Origin of the sequence: Thioclava pacifica DSM 10166 (assembly GCF_000714535.1) — a bacterium.
Taxonomy (GTDB): Bacteria; Pseudomonadota; Alphaproteobacteria; order Rhodobacterales; family Rhodobacteraceae; genus Thioclava; species Thioclava pacifica.
Map to the genome: position 1 here is coordinate 661,882 of NZ_AUND01000001.1, position 17,799 is coordinate 679,680.

At 65.4% G+C, this 17,799-nt stretch carries 18 protein-coding genes; 13 read left to right on the forward strand and 5 right to left on the reverse strand.

Annotated features, from left to right (window positions below; genetic code table 11):
* Nucleotides 1–92: 92 nt before the first annotated feature.
* The 5 genes from TP2_RS02965 to TP2_RS18960 all read right to left on the reverse strand — a co-directional run bounded on the left by TP2_RS02965 (nucleotide 93) and on the right by TP2_RS18960 (nucleotide 5,441).
* The gene (locus tag TP2_RS02965; RefSeq protein WP_038073048.1) at nucleotides 93–1,397 is read right to left on the reverse strand and encodes an HlyD family type I secretion periplasmic adaptor subunit; all 1,305 of its coding nucleotides are present in this window, start codon (nucleotides 1,395–1,397) and stop codon (nucleotides 93–95) included.
* Complete coding sequence (locus TP2_RS02970; protein ID WP_038073050.1) at nucleotides 1,394–3,091, reverse strand: type I secretion system permease/ATPase; 1,698 nt, start codon at nucleotides 3,089–3,091, stop codon at nucleotides 1,394–1,396. Before TP2_RS02970 ends, TP2_RS02965 begins: the two co-directional genes overlap by 4 nt.
* 146 nt (nucleotides 3,092–3,237) lie before the next feature.
* Nucleotides 3,238–4,806: a bifunctional ADP-dependent NAD(P)H-hydrate dehydratase/NAD(P)H-hydrate epimerase gene (locus TP2_RS02975; protein ID WP_038073052.1), complete on the reverse strand. Its 1,569-nt coding sequence runs from the start codon at nucleotides 4,804–4,806 to the stop codon at nucleotides 3,238–3,240.
* Between the two features lie 57 nt (nucleotides 4,807–4,863).
* Nucleotides 4,864–5,298 (reverse strand): NAD(P)H-hydrate epimerase, encoded by a 435-nt coding sequence (locus tag TP2_RS19030; RefSeq protein WP_084713892.1) that lies wholly within the window; start codon nucleotides 5,296–5,298, stop codon nucleotides 4,864–4,866.
* Nucleotides 5,244–5,441 carry an NAD(P)H-hydrate epimerase gene (locus TP2_RS18960; RefSeq protein WP_084713845.1) on the reverse strand — a complete coding sequence of 66 codons (198 nt, stop codon included), beginning with the start codon at nucleotides 5,439–5,441 and terminating at the stop codon, nucleotides 5,244–5,246. Before TP2_RS18960 ends, TP2_RS19030 begins: the two co-directional genes overlap by 55 nt.
* 353 nt (nucleotides 5,442–5,794) lie before the next feature.
* Between TP2_RS18960 and TP2_RS02985 the strand changes: the two genes are divergently transcribed.
* From TP2_RS02985 to TP2_RS03045, 13 genes are all read left to right on the forward strand, one after another.
* Nucleotides 5,795–6,133 (forward strand): P-II family nitrogen regulator, encoded by a 339-nt coding sequence (locus TP2_RS02985; protein ID WP_038073056.1) that lies wholly within the window; start codon nucleotides 5,795–5,797, stop codon nucleotides 6,131–6,133.
* A 69-nt stretch (nucleotides 6,134–6,202) separates the two neighbouring features.
* Complete coding sequence (glnA, locus tag TP2_RS02990) at nucleotides 6,203–7,612, forward strand: type I glutamate--ammonia ligase (protein ID WP_038073058.1); 1,410 nt, start codon at nucleotides 6,203–6,205, stop codon at nucleotides 7,610–7,612.
* A gap of 235 nt (nucleotides 7,613–7,847) precedes the next feature.
* Entirely contained in the window at nucleotides 7,848–8,267 is a 420-nt protein-coding gene (locus TP2_RS02995) for a glyoxalase superfamily protein (protein ID WP_038073467.1), read from the forward strand.
* An 80-nt stretch (nucleotides 8,268–8,347) separates the two neighbouring features.
* A complete protein-coding gene (locus TP2_RS03000; protein WP_157617019.1) occupies nucleotides 8,348–8,905 on the forward strand; it encodes a sugar O-acetyltransferase in 558 nt (185 codons plus the stop codon).
* Nucleotides 8,906–8,997: 92 nt separating this feature from the next.
* Nucleotides 8,998–9,927 carry an ACP S-malonyltransferase gene (gene fabD / locus TP2_RS03005; protein WP_038073061.1) on the forward strand — a complete coding sequence of 310 codons (930 nt, stop codon included), beginning with the start codon at nucleotides 8,998–9,000 and terminating at the stop codon, nucleotides 9,925–9,927.
* 107 nt (nucleotides 9,928–10,034) lie between these two features.
* A complete protein-coding gene (fabG, locus tag TP2_RS03010) occupies nucleotides 10,035–10,772 on the forward strand; it encodes a 3-oxoacyl-ACP reductase FabG (RefSeq protein ID WP_038073064.1) in 738 nt (245 codons plus the stop codon).
* 214 nt (nucleotides 10,773–10,986) lie between these two features.
* Nucleotides 10,987–11,220 carry an acyl carrier protein gene (locus TP2_RS03015; RefSeq protein WP_038073067.1) on the forward strand — a complete coding sequence of 78 codons (234 nt, stop codon included), beginning with the start codon at nucleotides 10,987–10,989 and terminating at the stop codon, nucleotides 11,218–11,220.
* Nucleotides 11,221–11,304: 84 nt separating this feature from the next.
* Nucleotides 11,305–11,862, forward strand: coding sequence for an RNA 2',3'-cyclic phosphodiesterase (gene thpR, locus TP2_RS03020; protein ID WP_051692136.1), 558 nt, complete (start codon nucleotides 11,305–11,307; stop codon nucleotides 11,860–11,862).
* Nucleotides 11,863–12,000: 138 nt separating this feature from the next.
* Nucleotides 12,001–13,395, forward strand: coding sequence for a diguanylate cyclase (locus TP2_RS17845; protein WP_051692137.1), 1,395 nt, complete (start codon nucleotides 12,001–12,003; stop codon nucleotides 13,393–13,395).
* Between the two features lie 139 nt (nucleotides 13,396–13,534).
* Nucleotides 13,535–14,797 (forward strand): beta-ketoacyl-ACP synthase II, encoded by a 1,263-nt coding sequence (gene fabF / locus TP2_RS03030; protein ID WP_038073069.1) that lies wholly within the window; start codon nucleotides 13,535–13,537, stop codon nucleotides 14,795–14,797.
* Nucleotides 14,797–15,963, forward strand: coding sequence for an endolytic transglycosylase MltG (gene mltG / locus TP2_RS03035; RefSeq protein ID WP_038073070.1), 1,167 nt, complete (start codon nucleotides 14,797–14,799; stop codon nucleotides 15,961–15,963). Before fabF ends, mltG begins: the two co-directional genes overlap by 1 nt.
* 200 nt (nucleotides 15,964–16,163) lie before the next feature.
* Nucleotides 16,164–16,493, forward strand: coding sequence for a hypothetical protein (locus TP2_RS03040; protein WP_038073071.1), 330 nt, complete (start codon nucleotides 16,164–16,166; stop codon nucleotides 16,491–16,493).
* Entirely contained in the window at nucleotides 16,414–17,790 is a 1,377-nt protein-coding gene (locus TP2_RS03045; protein WP_084713854.1) for a DNA-packaging protein, read from the forward strand. Before TP2_RS03040 ends, TP2_RS03045 begins: the two co-directional genes overlap by 80 nt.
* Nucleotides 17,791–17,799: the final 9 nt, after the last annotated feature.

Genomic DNA, 17,799 nt, shown 5'->3' on the forward strand with positions numbered 1-17,799 from the left:
ACAACCCGACTAATGAAAAGGCCCGGCGATTGCCGGGCCTTTTTACGTAGTCTCCGCAGGAAATGATCGGGCCACTCGCCCCCTCACGCCTTTCAATCGCCGCGGAAGGCGCGGTTGAAATAGACCGTCAGCGGGTGGGTGAGGTAGGAGAGCGGCGTGCGGGCGTCGGTTTTCAGGAAGGCCTCGACCGGCATGCCCGGCATCAGCTTCACTTCCTCCAGCGAGGCCAGCACCTCTGCATCGGGCTCGACCGTCGCCTCGTAATAGGTCTCGCGGGTGGCTTCGTCGGTCTGCACGTCGGGAGAGACGCGCACAACCTCGCCCGCCACCGCGGGGGTGGTGCGGCGGTTGAAGGTCGAGAATTGCAACGACACTTCCTGGCCCGCATAGACCTGGTCGATATTGGTCGGGTCGACGCGGACCGAGACCTCCAGCGGCTGATCGCTCGGCACGAGATACATCATCGGCTGCGCGGCCTGAACGACCGAATGCAGGGCGAAGACATGCGAGCCGAACACGACCCCGTCCACCGGCGCGCGCACGTCGAGGCGGGCGAGCTTTTCGCGCAGAGTCGTTTCGCGTTCGAGTAGCGAGATCTCGTTATATTGCAGGTCGCGCAGCTGGGTGATCGCAGATTCGCGATGCTGTTCGGCGAGGCCGAGGATCTCGATCTCGATGCCCGAGATCTTCACCCGCGATTCCGCGATGGCCGAATTGAGCCGCCCGATCTCGCCGGTCAGCCGCGCATGTTCGCGCTGGACCTGCAACACGCGGGAGGCCTCCATCAGCTTGCGCTTGAGAAGCGACTGCTTGTCGGCCAGTTCCTGCGAGATCAGTTCGAGCTGGGCGTTGAGCGAGGCGAGTTGGGCCTGAATCCCCTCGACCTGCTTGCGGATCTGCTGTTGCTGTTCGCGCAGTTGCCCGGTCTTTTGCGCCAGAGAGCTGCGCCGCGCCGCGAAGAGGTTGCGCTGCCCCTCGATCTGATCGGCCACCTGTTTCGGGTTCAGCAGCGAATAGCTGGGCTGGTCCGAGAAATCGAGCGTGTCGCGCCCGTCGCGCTCCGCCTCGAGCCGGATCCGCCGCGCGGCGATCTCCATCAGCTGGCTTTGCACGATCGCAAGCTCGGATTTCAGGAACGTATCGTCGAGCCGCACCAGCACGTCGCCAGCTTTCACGTGATCGCCGTTGCGCGCGAGAATCGCGCCCACTACACCGCCATCGGGATGCTGGATCACCTGACGGTCACTCTCGACCTTGACGGTGCCGCGCGCGACCACCGCGCCGGAGATATTCGTACCGACGCTCCAGGCACCCATGCCGCCCACGAGGATCGCGATCGAGCCGAAGCCTGCCGCGAGCAGAAGCCGCGTGCTCTTGAGTTCCGATCTCTTGCTCATGATTCCGCCCTCATCGACAGCACCCGTTTCACATCATGCGCATTCTTGATCATCGAGCGGATGATCTCGTCGCGCGGGCCTTGCGCGGAGACCTGTCCGTTCTCGAGGATAATCAGCTGCGTGCAGGCCTTGATCGCGTTGGTGCGGTGGGTCATCAGCACCACCGCCTTGCCCTCTTCGGTCATCGCGCGCACCACCTCGTTGAGCGCCTCAGAGCCGTCGGCGTCGAGCGCCGAGTTCGGCTCGTCGAGCACCAGAAGCACCGGGTCGTTATAAAGCGCACGGGCGAGACCCAGACGCTGGCGCTGCCCGCCCGAGAGCACGGAGTCGCTGCCACTCAGTCGCGTGTCGTAACCTTTCGGCAGCTTGAGGATGATGTCGTGGATCTGCGCCTTCTGTGCCGCCGCGACGATCCGGTCAGGATCGGGTTCGAGCGCCATCTGCGCGATATTTTCCGCGATCGTGCCGTCGAAGGTCTTCACCACCTGCGGCAGGTAGCCGATGAACTGGCCAAGCCGCTCGGGGCTGTATTGGTCGAGCTTGGCGCCCGCAAGCCGGACCTCTCCCGCGCTGGGAGTGACGAGGCCAACCAATGCGCGCGCGAGCGTGGTCTTGCCCGAGCCGCTCTTTCCAATCACGCCCACGGCCTCGCCGGGGGAAATGTCAAAGCCGATATTGTAGAGGACCGGCTTTTCGCCGCGACGGAGCGCGAGCGAGAGGCCGCGTACGCTCAGTTGCGGCTCGGGGGCGGGCAGGCGGGTCGGCTCGGGGCGGTCGGGAATTTCGTCGAGGAACTCGGTAAGCCCGCGCCATCCGTTGCGCGCGCGATGCAGCAGGCTCCACTGGCCCAGGACCTGCTCGACCGGGGCGAGCGCGCGCCCCAACAGCACCGAGCCCGCGATGATTGCGCCGGCCGTCATCTCGTGGCGCAATACCAGCCAGGCACCGACGGCAAGCACCGCCGATTGCAAGAGCATCCGGAAGCCCTTCGAGAAGGAGCCGAAAGCCCCCGTCCAGTCTGCTGCGGCGAGCGTCTTGCCCTGCGCCTCTTGCTGTTTGCTCAGCCAGCGGCGGCGCATCACCGGACCCATGCCCTGCGCCCAGAGGTAATCCGCGCCGTCCTCGCTTTGCCGTGCGATCTGGTTGCTGGCAAAGCCCACCGATTGCGCTTCGTTCAGGCGCCGCTTGGTCAGCCAGTGGTTCGCCAGCGAGGTCGCGATCAGCAACGCGCCGCCCGCGACCGCAAGCCAGCCCAGCAGCGGGTGGAAGATGAAGATCGCGGCGGCGAAGACCGGGGTCCAGGGGATGTCCATCAGCGACAGCAGCACCGGCGAGCCGAAAACCGTGCGCACTGCGTCGAGATCTTGCAGCGCGCCTGCGCCCTTGTTGGTCTTGCGCAGCGCCGAACGTTCGAGCATCGCGTCGAAGACCCGTTCGTTGAGTTGCGCATGGATGCGCGCGCCGACCCGTGCCATCACGCGGGCGCGGACGAATTCGAGGACGGTATAGAACAGGTAAAGAAACACCACGAGCCCGAAGAGCGCGACGAGCGTTTCCTCAGAGCGCGAGCCGATCACCCGGTCATAGACCTGCAACATGAAGAGCGGCCCGGTGAGCAGCAGCAGGTTGGTGAAAAGGCTGAACAGAAAAGCCGAGCCAATCAGCCCGCGGACGCCCTTGAATACATTTTTCATCGCGGCTCCCGAAGCCTGCGACGGCGTGGTGGTATTGCCCACGACGACACCCCATGAATAGTTCCATCCCGGCGCCGATCATCGCGCGCGGCGCGGCGAAAGCATTGACGCTCGTCAATGGATTGCAGCTCGCAGCGTCGGGGCAATCACAAATCGAGGTTTTGGAGGATTTTGGGCAGCGTTTCGGGCAGGTCTTCCGCAATCAATCCGGGGCCGAAGGCACGCGCCGCCTCGACGTGAAGCCAGGCGGCGGAACAGGCGGCGTCGAAGGGGGAAAACCCGCGTGCCAGAAGGCCGGCGATGAGCCCGGCGAGGACATCGCCCGCGCCCGCCGTCGCAAGCCAGGGCGCGGCCCGCGCACCGGTCGCGGAATGGAGGGCCGTTCGCCCGTCGGGCGTGGCGATCGTGGTATCCGGGCCCTTGAGCAGCACGGTGCAGCCTGCGCGGGCCGCGGCCTCTCGGGTGGCGTCGAGCTTTGAATAGGCGGGGTGGTCTGGGTCGCCAAGCGCCTCGGCGAGATCGGGGAAGAGCGCGCGGAACTCGCCCGGATGCGGGGTGATCACGCAGTGTTCGTGCAGCTGGCCGAACAGCAGTGCCGGGTCGTCGCGAAAGGCGGTGAGCGCATCGGCATCGAGCACGGTGGCGCGTTTGCCCCAAAGCGCGGCTGGTACCATCTCTTGTGCGCGGGCCTGACCCAGACCGGGGCCGAGGCAGAGCGCGTTGAGCCGCGCATCGGCCAGCATCCCGCGCAGGCTGTAGCCATCGGGCAAGGGGGTGAGCATCACCGCCGTCAGCTGGGCGGCGTTCTCGGCAAGCGCCGCTTGCGGGCAGGCCAGCGTCACCAGACCTGCACCGATCCTGAGCGCCGCGCGCGCCGCCAGCCGGGCCGCGCCCCCTTTGCCGGTCCCGCCCGCGAGCACCAGCGCATGACCATGGCTGTATTTGTGGCCCGCGCGTTTCCTCAGAAAATTGGACGGGCGGTCGATCAGCCGCGCCGCGTCGCGCGGGTCCGTTTGCGGCAGGCCGATATCGGCCACCAAGACCTCGCCGCTCATCGACGCGCCGCCGCCGGGGCGATCCGCGCCCATGTCGGGATCAAGGTAATGGCCGCATTTCGCACGGTGGAAGGTGACGGTCAGATCGGCGGGAAAAGCGCCCTCGAGATTGCGCCCGGAATCGGAGGAGATCCCGCTCGGGATATCGACGGCGACGAAATACGGGCGCGGGCCGGGCGGATTGGAAAAACGGCGCGGGTAGATCCCGCGCCAGGTCAGGGCGGTATCCTCGGGCATCGCGCGGGTCAGGCCGGTGCCGAACAGCGCGTCGATCACCAGCCCGCCCTCCATGTCGTCGATCCGATCCTCGATCGTGGCATCGTCCCAGGGGCGCACCGCGCCGATGGCGGCCCAGCGGTCGTGATTGGTCTTTGCGTCGGGGGGCAGCCGCGCGGGGTCGCCATAGGCGAAACAGCTCACCTTCCAGCCGCGTTCGGACAGCAGCCGCGCGACCACATAGCCGTCGCCGCCGTTATTGCCCGGTCCGCACAGGACAGCGGCCTCGGTGACCGGCAGTTCGGGCCAGCGCGCTAAAATCGCTTCCACCACGCCCGAGCCGGCGCGCTCCATCAGCTCCAGCCCGGTAACGGAGCCGCTCTCGATCGCGGCCCGCTCGTGGGCGCGCATCTGTGCGGCGGTGAGAAGGATGTTGGGCGTCATGGAGGTCCTTGATGTTGAAAGCGGGCCGAGTGTGCCGCTCTTTTCTGCAATATAGAGTTAAAGGCCGATCGGCTCGTTGACCAGCTTGCTGCAATGACGGGGGCCCTCGGCAGCGAGATGGCCGGGTTTCGTGCTTTGAAAGGTTACGGTGAGATTGGCCGCGGCGCACCATGCGCGGCTGCCAGCGGCGGTTTCGGCACGGGGCGGGGCCAGGATCGCCCCACTAGCGGCATCAAGCCCCGAGAGGATGTCGATGGCGGCGGTGGGCGGCCAACCAATCGCGATGCGTTCCGCGAGAGAGGGCAGGGCGCTGCCCGCGTCGCGGCTGTCGCAAAAGGCGCCCAGCCATTTGCCGAACGCGGCGTTGGGGATCTGAGCCGTACCCTGCGGCGCGAAGGGAATCGGACGTTTGAGATCGCAGCCGAACAGCGCGTCGATTAGAAGCGACGGGCCTTCGGGCCTGTCCGCGTCGAGCGGCCGCGCCTGGTCCAGCGATCATGGTTGGACCGGGCATCGGGAGGCAGTCGGACGAGGTCTCCAGGGAGACAGGATGCAACCTGCCAGCCGCGCCTATGCAAGAGCCGCGCCACGACGTAGCCGATGCCGCAAGTGTTGCCTCGCCCGCAGAACACCACGGCGCTGCGGGGCGTTGTGGCGGGAGCGGCGAATTCCGGTCATTGCTCGAAGATTGCCTCGATCACGCCTTGCCCGGTGCGTTCCATGAGCGAGAGCCCGGTCACCCGGCCGCTCGCGATCGCCCCATTTCGCGCGCGCGGATCTGATCCGATGTCAGAATTTCCACCATCTCACGCCCGCTCGGTCTTAATTGTTTTCAATCTGCCGAAAATATGTGCTTACTGCTCAAATCGAGGGCGCGGTTTTCGGTTTCCCGATCCGCCGCCGCGCCCTCTCAGCCTAGCCGATTGCGGCCCGGGGTTGAAAGTGGTCTGAGGGGGTCGGAACTAAGAACGACGGGGGAGTCGGCGGCATGAAGAAGGTGGAGGCGATCATCAAGCCCTTCAAACTCGACGAGGTGAAGGAGGCGCTTCAGGAGGTCGGAATTCAGGGCCTCTCGGTGATCGAGGTGAAAGGGTTTGGGCGCCAAAAGGGGCATACCGAGCTTTATCGCGGCGCCGAATATGTCGTGGACTTCCTTCCCAAGGTTAAGATCGAGATGGTGCTGCCCGACGACATGGTCGATGCCGCCATCGAAGCGATCACCAGTGCCGCGCGCACCGAGAAGATCGGCGACGGCAAGATTTTCGTCTCTCCGATGGAGCAGGCGATCCGTATCCGCACCGGCGAAAGCGGCGACGACGCGCTGTAATCGTACAACTTCACGTCCGGACCGGCGGGGTTCGGGCAAAATCCATGTTCAACGAAAGGGTATCGTGACATGAGCAGCATCAAGGACGCTGTCAAACTGATGAAGGACGAGGAGGTCGAATATGTCGACGTCCGCTTTACCGATCCGCGTGGCAAGCTTCAGCACGTGACGCTGATGCACACCGAAGTCGATGAGGATTTCTTCGAAGAAGGCTTCATGTTCGACGGCTCGTCGATCGCCGGCTGGAAGTCGATCGACCAGTCCGACATGAAACTCATCCCGGATGCGTCCTCGGTCTACATTGACCCCTTCTACGCTGAAAAGACGATGTGCGTGCACTGCACCGTGGTCGAGCCCGACACCGGCGAGCCCTATGCCCGCGATCCGCGCGGCACCGCCGTGAAGGCCGAAGCCTATCTCAAGGCCTCGGGCATCGGTGACACCGCCTATTTCGGCCCCGAAGCCGAATTCTTCATCTTCGACGATGTCCGTTACTCGGTCACCCCGGAGAAGGTCTCCTATCAGGTCGACGCCGAGAACGCGGCGTGGAACACCGATACCCCGATGGAAATGGGCAACCTTGCGCACCGTCCGGGTTACAAGGGCGGCTACTTCCCGGTGAACCCGTCGGACGAGGGCCAGGACATCCGTTCGGAAATGCTCTCGACGATGAAGCGCATCGGCATGAAGGTCGACAAGCACCACCACGAAGTGGCGACCTGTCAGCACGAGCTGGGCATGATCTTCGGCACGCTCGTCGAGCAGGCCGACAACCTCCAGAAGTACAAATACGTGATCCACAACGTCGCGGCCGCCTATGGCAAGACCGTGACCTTCATGCCCAAGCCCATCAAGGGCGACAACGGTTCGGGCATGCACGTGAACATGTCGGTCTGGAAGGACGGCAAGCCGCTCTTCGCGGGCGACAAGTATGCTGACCTGTCGCAGGAAGCGCTGTACTTCATCGGCGGCATCCTGAAGCACGCGAAGACGCTCAACGCCTTCACCAACCCGTCGACCAACTCCTACAAGCGTCTCATCCCGGGCTTCGAAGCTCCGGTTCTGCGCGCCTACTCGGCCCGCAACCGTTCGGGTTGTGTCCGTATTCCGTGGGCCGAGTCGCCCAAGGCCAAGCGTGTGGAAGCTCGCTTCCCCGATCCGTCGGCCAACCCCTACCTGTGCTTCGCGGCCCTGCTGATGGCTGGCCTCGACGGCATCAAGAACAAGATCGACCCGGGCCCGTCCTCGGACAAGGACCTCTACGATCTGCCGCCGGAAGAACTGGCCGCGATCCCGACCGTTTGCGGCTCGCTGCGTGAAGCGCTCGAGAGCCTCGAGAAGGATCACGACTTCCTGCTGGCCGGCGACGTGTTCACCAAGGACCAGATCGAGGGCTACATGGCGCTCAAGTGGGACGAGGTTTACGCCTACGAGCACACGCCGCACCCGGTCGAGTACCAGATGTACTACTCCTGCTGATCTCGGCGGAGCGAGTTACGGAAAGGGGCGCCTCTCAGGCGCCCCTTTTGCTTTGCGGGCTCGCGCACTTGACACAGAGGACGCGACCGCCCATCTCTCGGCCTTGGCTGCCGGATGCCAGCCGCCCGCGGGGGTGACCCATGGTGAAATCCGGATCACGACGGCTCTCCTTTCTCGGGGGCTCTTCGGCAATGCGGGCCCCGAAGCGGTGGATGATCCCCGTGGAGACCAAGAAATGACTGTGAAGACGGTAAAAGAGGCGAAGGCGCAGGCGAAACGTCTGGCGGACGCCATGGCGCGTGCGGGCAATCCGGTCGCGCTGTCGAAAGCCTATGAACTCAACGCTCAGGCGGCAGGGTATGCTGACTGGAACACGATGGCGGCGGCGCTCAAGCGTCCCGAGGCGCAGGGGCTTGCCCTGGGCGATACGGTGCGCGGGCGCTATCTGGGCCATCCGGTCACCGGTCGCATCCATGCGCTGCGGCGCAAGGGTGCGGCGCATATCGATATCGAGATCGCGCTCGACGAACCTGTCGATGTCGTCGAAAGCAAGGCGTTTTCCTCGCTCAGGCGGCGGGTGCGCGCGACGATCGGGGCCGATGGGCGCTCGATCGGGCGGCGCTCGGATGGGGTCGCGCATCTCGAACTGGACTGACGGAGAAGGGGCGCGAGAGCGCCCCTTTTGCTTTGTGCCAGAGACTGGCAGGATTGCCGGACGCAAACGATGGAGTGGCGATGCGTTCGGAGAAGGACAAGATGCTTGCGGGCGAGCTCTACCGGGCTGAAGGGCCGGAGATCGCGGCCGATGTCGCCCGAGCGAGTGCCTGGATGGATCGCTTCAATGCCTCGGTCGCGAGAAGCGCTGAGGACTGCCATGCGCTTCTGTCCGAGCTGTTTGCCGAAGTGGGCGCAGGCGCGCGGATCCGCCCGCCGTTTCACTGTGATTACGGCAGCAATATCCGCCTTGGTGCGGGCGTGTTTCTCAATTTCGGCTGCGTGGTGCTCGATGTGGTCGAGGTGTCGATCGGGACGGGCACGCAGATCGGCCCCGGCGTGCAGATCCTCACCGCCGATCATCCGCGCGATCCGGCGCAAAGACGGGCGGGGCTGGAGTTCGGTCGCCCGGTCCGGATCGGAGATAATGTCTGGATCGGAGGCGGGGCGATCATCCTTCCAGGGGTGACGATTGGTGAAGATGCGATCATCGGCGCCAGCGCGGTGGTGACACGCGACGTGCCCGCGGGGGCGACAGTCGTCGGGAATCCGGCGCGCGCCGTGGCCTCGCGAGGCTGAGTGCCGCCTGTGTACCGGTGGCATTTGCACAACTTGCCCCAGCGGCGGGGGCGCGGTAAGGAACGCGCAAGCACAGATGAGGAGGGCAGGTCATGAGCCGAGCATTCGTATTCCCCGGTCAGGGCGCGCAGGTTATCGGGATGGGCAAGGCGCTGGCCGAGGCCTATCCGGCCGCCGCTGCGGTTTTCGCCGAGGTCGATGACGCGCTGGGAGAGGCGCTCTCCGCGCTGATCTGGGAGGGCGAGATCGACGAGCTGACGCTCACCGCCAATGCCCAGCCCGCGCTGATGGCCACCTCGATCGCGGCGATGCGCGCGCTTGAAGCGGAAGGTTATGCGATCACGGATGCGGCTTTCGTTGCCGGTCACAGCCTTGGCGAATACTCCGCCCTGTGTGCGGCGGGCGCGCTGAGCCTGGCCGATACCGCGAAGCTGTTGCGCCTGCGGGGCAAGTCGATGCAAGACGCTGTGCCGGTGGGTGTGGGCGCGATGGCCGCGCTGCTCGGGCTCGATTTCGAGACGGCGGCGAAGGTTGCCGCCGAGGCGGCGCAGGGCGAGGTTTGCCAGGCGGCCAACGATAACGATCCGAGCCAGGTCGTGATCTCGGGGCATAAGGATGCGGTGGAGCGCGCGACCGTGCTCGCCAAGGAAGCCGGGGCCAAGCGTGCTGTGATGCTGCCAGTCTCGGCGCCGTTCCATTGCGCGCTGATGCAGCCTGCCGCCGATGCGATGGCCGAGGCGCTTGCCGCCACGCAGATCAACGCGCCCGCCGTGCCGGTCGTCGCCAATGTGCGCGCCGAAGCGGTGAGCGATCCCGAAGAGATCCGCAAGCTGCTGGTCGAGCAGGTGACCGGCTCGGTGCGCTGGCGCGAGAGCGTGGCCTGGATGGCCGGTCAGGGCGTGGACGAGATCTGGGAGATTGGCGCGGGCAAGGCGCTTTCGGGCATGATCCGCCGGATCGCCAAGGATGTGACCTGCCGCGCAATCGGAGCACCCGAGGATATCGCGGCGCTCAAAGGCTGAACGACGCGGGCAGGGCAGGCCGGGGGATCCTCCCCCGGACCCCCTGAGATATTTGGATCAAGAAGAAGGGGCGCGGGTGGCGTCCCGGTACAATAAGGGGAAGCGGGATGTTCGATCTGACGGGAAAATGCGCGCTGGTGACCGGGGCGTCGGGAGGTATCGGGGCGGAGATCGCGCGGGCGCTGCATGCGGGGGGCGCGGTCGTTGCGCTTTCGGGCACGCGGGTCGAGCCGCTCGAGGCGCTGGCGGCCGAACTGGGCGAGGGGGCACATGTCTGCCCTGCAAACCTGAGTGATCCGGAATCGGTCGAGGCACTGCCGAAGGCGGCGCTGGCGGCGATGGGCGGCCTCGATATTCTTGTGAACAATGCGGGCATTACCCGCGATCAGCTGATGATGCGGATGTCGGATGAGGACTGGCAGTCGGTGATCGATGTGAACCTGACGGCGGCCTTCCGCCTGATGCGCGGCGTGATGCGGCCGATGATGAAGGCGCGCTGGGGCCGGATTATCAACATCACCTCGATCGTTGGCCAGACCGGCAATCCCGGGCAGGTGAACTATGCCGCAGCGAAGGCGGGGCTGGTCGGTGCGTCGAAATCTCTCGCGCAGGAAGTGGCGAGCCGCGGCGTGACGGTGAACTGCGTCGCGCCCGGCTTCATCCAGACCGCGATGACCGACAAGCTCTCGGACGACCAGAAAACGGCGCTGATGGGCAATATCCCGGCGGGCCGCATGGGCACGCCCGAGGAGATCGCGGCTGCCGTGCGTTACCTCGCAAGCCCCGAGGCCGGTTACGTGACCGGCGCGGTGCTGCACGTCAACGGCGGCATGGCGATGGTCTGACGCTATTTTGACCCCACGGCAAGTTCCGCTTTGTTATGCTAGAGAAACGGCTTGCCATGCGTCACAGCAGTCGCTATGAGCGCAGCAGATGAGCCGGGCGCATGCGCCGCGGTTCCGATTGCGGTCTTGGGGTTGCACCCGGGCGCGCGGGTTGAGACGCTCGAACGAGCAAGCAGGAACGGGCCAGTAGCCCTATAAACTTTGAGGAATTGACATGAGCGACATCGCTGATCGCGTGAAGAAGATCGTCGTGGAGCATCTCGGCGTGGAAGAGGACAAGGTGACCGAGAGCGCCTCGTTCATCGACGACCTGGGCGCCGACAGCCTCGACACCGTCGAGCTGGTCATGGCCTTCGAAGAAGAATTCGGCATCGAGATCCCCGATGACGCCGCCGAGAACATCCAGACCGTCGGCGATGCGGTGAAATTCATCTCGGAAGCCGCGTAAGCCTTTCGAGACAGAGTTAGCGAGCGGCGCTTCGGGCAACCGGGGCGCCGTTTTGCTTTTGCGGCTGTTGGCGGAGAGAGGCGGATGCGGATTTTCGTGGCAATCGAACTGCCCGAGGCGATTTGCGAGGCGATCGGTGTCTTGCAGATGGAGTTGGGCGCGGGCCGCATCGTGCAGCCTGACAACCTGCATCTGACACTGGCGTTTCTGGGCGAAATCGAACCGTTCGAGGCCGAGCAGCTTCACGAAGCCCTGGAAGAGGTCGACTGGGGGCCGGGGCCGGAGGTGGCCTTGGCGGGGCTCGAAGTTTTCGGCTCGGCGGAGCGGCCCGAAGCACTGGTGCTGAGTGCGCGCCCCGATGCCGAACTGGCGCGCTGGCATAGTGCGGTAATGGGGGCTGCGCGTGGGGTTGGGCTGGTGCTCGCGCGGCGTCGGTTCCGACCGCATGTGACCTTGGCGCGGTTTCGCAAGGGCGCGGGCCCCGGTGAGCTTGCGCGGCTGGGGCAGTTTCTGAGCGCGCAGGGCGATGTGGCGCTGGCACCGTTTCATGCGGGGCGGCTGGCGATGGTGCGCTCGACGCTCGGACATGGTGCGCCCCGCCATGAGAGCCTTGCCTATTACGGACCAGACGCGCAGATGTGACCCCAATGCCGGCGCGGGCGGACTGTCCTTAATTTTTAATTAAGGATTGGCTGGAAATTTAGCTGTAGGATTTCAAGCCAGCTCCCGTGGAGGATGACCTTTCTGTCATCGCGGCTCTGCGGGGCGATCGGGTCTGCTATGTCTTTATTCCGCGTCGCTTCTCTGTCGATCCGGCCCCTTGCGCTTGTCGCGGGGGGACTGGCGCTCTGGGCGCTGGCGGGGCATCTCGCGCGGCTGGGCTGGATGTTCCGGCTCTTTCCCGGCAGCTATGGAATGCATGAACTGACTGCGGTCACGGGCCTGGCGTTAGCGCTTGCGATCGCTCTGCGCGGGCAGGGGGGGCGGCGCAAGCGCGTTTCGTTCCTCGTTCAGACGCTTGCAGCGATCGGTCTCGTGCTCACCTTGGGGCGGTTCGTTCCGGCGCTGGAGCCGCTCTATGGCGTGCAAAGCCCCTATTTCATGGCGCGGCATTCGGCGATCAGTCTGGGGCTGATCGCGGCGGCGGTCCTCGCGCAGGAGCGGGGTGCCTTCATGCTGGGCGTCGGGCTGTTCTATGTGGCACTTGGTAGCGCCTTGATGCAGCTCGCCGCGAACCTGTTCCAAATGCGCGAGGTGACAGGCGCGATGTCGCTGGCGACAGCCGTGATGATCCTGTTGCTTGCCGCCGGTGGAATGCTTGGACGCGCCAATCGCGGGGTGATGCGGGTGCTGCTGAATACCCACGCCTCGGGGCGGCAAGCGCGCACGCAGATCCTGCTCGGGGTCGCGGGGCCGCTGATTTTCGGTTTTTTCTACATCCTGTTTGACCGCGAACGCACCGTGCGCGCCGAGGTTCTGCTGCTCGTCGTGACGATCGCAGGGTTCAATATCGGGTTGATCTCGCTGATGGCGATGTCGCTCGAGCGGGCCGATCATGCGCGGCGCGAACTGGAGCGGCAGATGGCGCGGCAGGCGATGCGGGATGGGCTGACGGGGCTGTTCAACCGCGCGGTGCTGGAGCGGCGGTTTTCCCGGGCTGCGGCGCAGGGGTACAAATATGGAGTGCCCTTCGCGTTCGTGATGGTCGATCTCGATCACTTCAAACGGGTGAATGATCTTGGCGGGCATGATTTTGGCGACGGGGTATTGCGCAACGCGGCCAAGGTGATGCGCGCCGTGCTGCGCCATGACGATACGCTTGCACGGGTCGGCGGTGAGGAATTCGCCGTCTTGCTGCCCGGGGCGGATCTGGAGGCGGCCTTCGAGGTGGGCGAGCGGCTGCGCCAAGCTGTCGCGGAAGCGAGCCTCGCGATGCTCAAAGGCCATCGCGTGCCGGTTACGGCCTCGGTCGGCGTGGCGCAATGGCATCCTGGCGAGAGTTTGCAGGAAGTCTATGTGCGCACGGATCGCGCGCTCTACCGCGCCAAGGGGAAGGGGCGCAATCAGGTGATGGTCGCCGAAGGCGAGGGGGCGGTGCAGGTCGATCTTTCGGATTTTGCCCGCAGCGCGGGCGGTGCCACCCCGGGGCCGCAGGCGGGCGGGGCAGGCGACTGACACCGGATCGGATTCGCAGATCCGCGCGCCCACCCCCCCACCGGCACGCGGCTGCCAATGCGTAAAGCGTTGTGATTGCGCCGATGCGCTGCCGCGTGTATCAGGTCTTCCTGAGAAATAGCAGCGAAAGAGGTCGGGCATGCGCCGGGTTGTTGTCACGGGTCTTGGGATGGTTACGCCGCTGGCTTGCGGGGTCGAGGAGACCTGGTCGCGGCTGATCGCGGGACAATCGGGGGCGGGGGCGATCTCGCGCTTCGACGCGTCGGGCGTGACGACGAAATATGCCTGCGAGATTCCCTTCGGCGACGGCTCGGATGGTACCTTCAATCCCGATGACTGGATGGAGCCGAAAGAGCGCCGCAAGGTTGATGATTTCATCCTCTATGGCATGGCTGCTGCCGAGCAGGCGGTGAAGGATGCGGGCTGGACGCCCGAGGATGAGGAAAGCCGGTTGCGCACCGGCGTTATGATCGGCTCGGGTATCGGGGGGCTGACCTCGATCGCCGAGACCGCCGTCATCATTAAGGAAAAGGGTGCACGCCGTGTGAGCCCGTTCTTCATTCCGGGCGCGCTCATTAACCTCGTCTCCGGGCAAGTGTCGATCCGCTTCGGCTTCAAGGGACCCAACCATGCGGTTGTCACGGCGTGCTCGACCGGGGCCCATGCCATTGGCGACGCGGCGCGTCTGATCATGCTCGGCGATGCCGATGTGATGGTCGCAGGTGGCGCGGAAAGCCCGATCTCGGAGATCGGGATCGCTGGCTTCAACGCCTGCAAGGCGCTCTCCACCAAGCGTGGCAACGAGCCCGAGAGCGCGAGCCGTCCGTGGGATGCCGACCGCGACGGGTTCGTGATGGGCGAGGGCGCGGGCTGTGTCGTGCTGGAGGAATACGAGCACGCCAAGGCGCGCGGCGCGAAGATCTATGCCGAGGTGCTGGGCTATGGCCTGTCGGGCGATGCCTATCACATCACGGCGCCCTCCGAGGATGGCGATGGCGGCTTCCGCGCGATGAAGGCGGCGCTGGCTCGGGCGGGTATGACGCCCGACAAGATCGACTACATCAATGCGCATGGTACCTCGACCATGGCCGACGTGATCGAGCTGGGTGCGGTGCAGCGTCTGCTGGGCGATGCGGCCAAGACGACAACGATGAGCTCGACCAAATCCTCGGTCGGCCACCTTCTGGGGGCTGCCGGCGCGGTTGAGGCGATCTTCTGCGTGCTCGCGATCCGTGACCAGATCGCGCCGCCGACGCTCAATCTCGACACTCCTCCGGAAGAGGCGGTGATCGACCTTGCGCCGAAGGCTGCGGTCAAGCGCAAGATCGATGTGGCGCTGTCGAACAGCTTCGGCTTTGGCGGCACCAATGCGAGCCTCGTGCTCGGTAAGGTGCAGGACTGATGTGGCGTAACATCGTCTCGAATTTCCTGACGCTGCTGATCGTGATCCTGGTGGCGCTTGGCGGGCTGGTGGCCTGGGCAAAGCGCCAATATACCGAGCCCGGCCCGCTGGCGCAGGCAATGTGCCTGCGCGTGGCGCCCGGGGCGAGCATCCAGGGGGTCTCGGGTGACCTCGTGGATCATGGCGCGGTCAGCTCGGCCTACATTTTCCGTACCGGTGCGCAATATGAAGAGAAGGCGGGCAAGCTGAAATTCGGCTCCTACCTGATCGAGCCCAACAGCTCGATGCAGCAGATCGTGGATCAGATCACGGCAGGTGGTCCCTCGACCTGTGGCACCGAGCTGGTGTTCCGCATCGGGGTGGGCGGCAATGATGTGCTGCTGCGCGAGCTGGACCCGAAAACCGGCGATTACGAGAAGGTCGCGGAATATAACCCCGAGACCGAGACGCCGCCCGAGGGGTTCGAGGCGAAAGCCGAGGCGCCCGATGTGCGCGCCCGCGTGACGGTGGTCGATGGCGTGACGAGCTGGCAGATCGTGCAGGGGCTCAAAGAGGCGAGCTTCCTTGCCGGTACGATCGACGGCGTTCCTGCCGAAGGGACGCTCGCGCCTGACAGCTACGAGGTCAAGCGCGGGGCCGACCGGCAGGCGCTGGTTGACCTGATGAAGGACCGTCAATCGAAGATCCTGGCCGACGCATGGGCAGGGCGGGCCGAAGGTCTGCCCTATGACAGCCCCGAGCAGGCGCTGATCATGGCGTCGATCGTGGAGAAGGAAACGGGCGTGCCGAGCGAGCGCGCGCAGGTCGCGAGCGTCTTCATCAACCGTCTCGAGAAGGGGATGAAGCTGCAAACCGACCCGACGGTGATCTACGGGGTGACCGAGGGCAAGGGGGTGCTGGGCCGCGGGCTGCGCCAGTCCGAGCTGCGCAAGGCCACGCCCTACAACACCTATGTCATCGACGGGCTGCCACCGACCCCGATCGCGAATCCCGGTAAGGCTGCCATCGAGGCCGCGCTGCATCCCGATTCGACGCCCTATCTGTTCTTCGTGGCTGACGGGTCGGGCGGGCATGCTTTCGCGACGACGATCGAAGAGCATAACCGGAACGTGGCGAAGTGGCGCGAGATCGAAAAGCAGCGTCAGGAAAACGCCTCAGGGAATTGATATTGAACGGAAAACCCCGGTTCGCGCCGGGGTTTTTCTTTGGCGGGCGTCACAACCCTGAATTTAGCGCTTGACTTAGCGAACGCTCTAAAGTAGAGATAAGGCATGCTAGGAGAAGTGGGCAAACGCCGCGGGGCAACCCGACGGCGTTTTTTCATGTCTTTCGAACGGGCCAACTTGGAACGGGTGGGTTCGTATAGATGCAAAAAGACGAATTGGGTGGGGCGGGCGCTCCGGTGGATCTGCTGGATCAGACCGAGGCGCTCTATCGGGATGTGGCCGAAGAGCTCGCGCAGGCGTTGCAGGGGGTGCGGCGCGGCGAGATCTCGGAGGCGAAAGCGGCGGTGCAGGCGGTCAAGGACCTCCGCACCGCTTTTCATTTGGTGATGGAGGAGCGCTCTCGTGTCGAGAAACTCCGCAGACAGCTGGCGGGCGTTGCCGCCGGGCGCGATGTCGCGCTCGATTTCGACGCCGCCCGAGCTGAAATCGGGCGCCGCCTGGCTCGCCTCCGCAACGCAGGAGGATGTTGACGCCTTCCTCGACGGGCTCGAGGAAAACGCGTTGCTGGCCTTGCCCTGGATTTTCGAATTCTGGGCCTTGCCGCATCAGCTGCCGCCCGCAGGTGCCTGGAAAAGCTGGGTCATCATGGGCGGCCGCGGGGCCGGCAAGACGCGGGCCGGGGCCGAGTGGGTGCGTTCCATGGTGGAAGGCGCCAGACCGCTCGACCCCGGCCGGGCAAGGCGCGTGGCCCTGCTCGGAGAGACCTTCGATCAGGTCCGCGACGTGATGGTGATGGGGGAGAGCGGGATCCTGGCCTGCTCTCCGCCCGACCGCCGCCCGGATTGGGAGGCGGGGCGCAAACGGCTCGTCTGGCCCAACGGCGCGACGGCGCAGGCGTTTTCGGCCCATGAGCCCGAGGCGCTTCGCGGTCCGCAATTCGATGCCGCCTGGGTCGATGAACTGGCGAAATGGAAGAAGGCCGAGGAGGTCTGGGACATGCTGCAATTCGCGCTGCGGCTGGGCGATCATCCGCAGCAGGTGATCACCACGACGCCGCGCAATGTGGGCGTGCTGAAGATGATCCTGAACAACCCCTCGACCGTGGTGACCCATGCCCCGACCGAGGCGAACCGGGCCTATCTGGCCGAGAGTTTCCTCGAAGAGGTCCGGGCGCGCTATGCGGGCACGCGGCTGGGGCGGCAGGAGCTGGACGGGGTGCTCTTGGAGGATGTCGAAGGCGCGCTCTGGACGACGCGGATGCTGGAGGCGGCGCGGGTGGCAGATGCGGGCGATCTGGACCGGATCGTCGTGGCACTCGATCCGTCGGTGAGTGGCAAGGCAGCGTCGGACGAATGCGGGATCGTGGTCGTCGGCGCGAAGACCCAGGGCCCGGTGCAGGACTGGCGCGCGGTGGTGTTGGAAGATGCCAGCACGCGCGGCAAGCCGATCGACTGGGCGCGGGCCGGGATCGCCGCGATGGAACGCTGGGGCGCGGAAAAACTGGTGGCTGAGGTCAATCAGGGCGGTGATCTGATCGAGACGATGCTGCGCCAGATCGACCCGCTGATCCCCTTCAAGGCGCTGCGCGCGAGCCGGGGCAAATCCGCGCGGGCCGAACCCGTGGCCGCGCTTTACGAACAGGGCCGGGTGGCGCATCTCAAATCCGCCGATCTGGGGCTCCTGGAAGATCAGATGTGCCGGATGGGGTTGCAGGGCTATCAGGGCAGGGGCTCGCCCGATCGCGTGGACGCGCTGGTCTGGGCGATCACCGAACTGATCCTGGAACCTGCCGCGCATTGGCGACGGCCGCAGATGCGGGGGCTTTAGCGGCCCTTC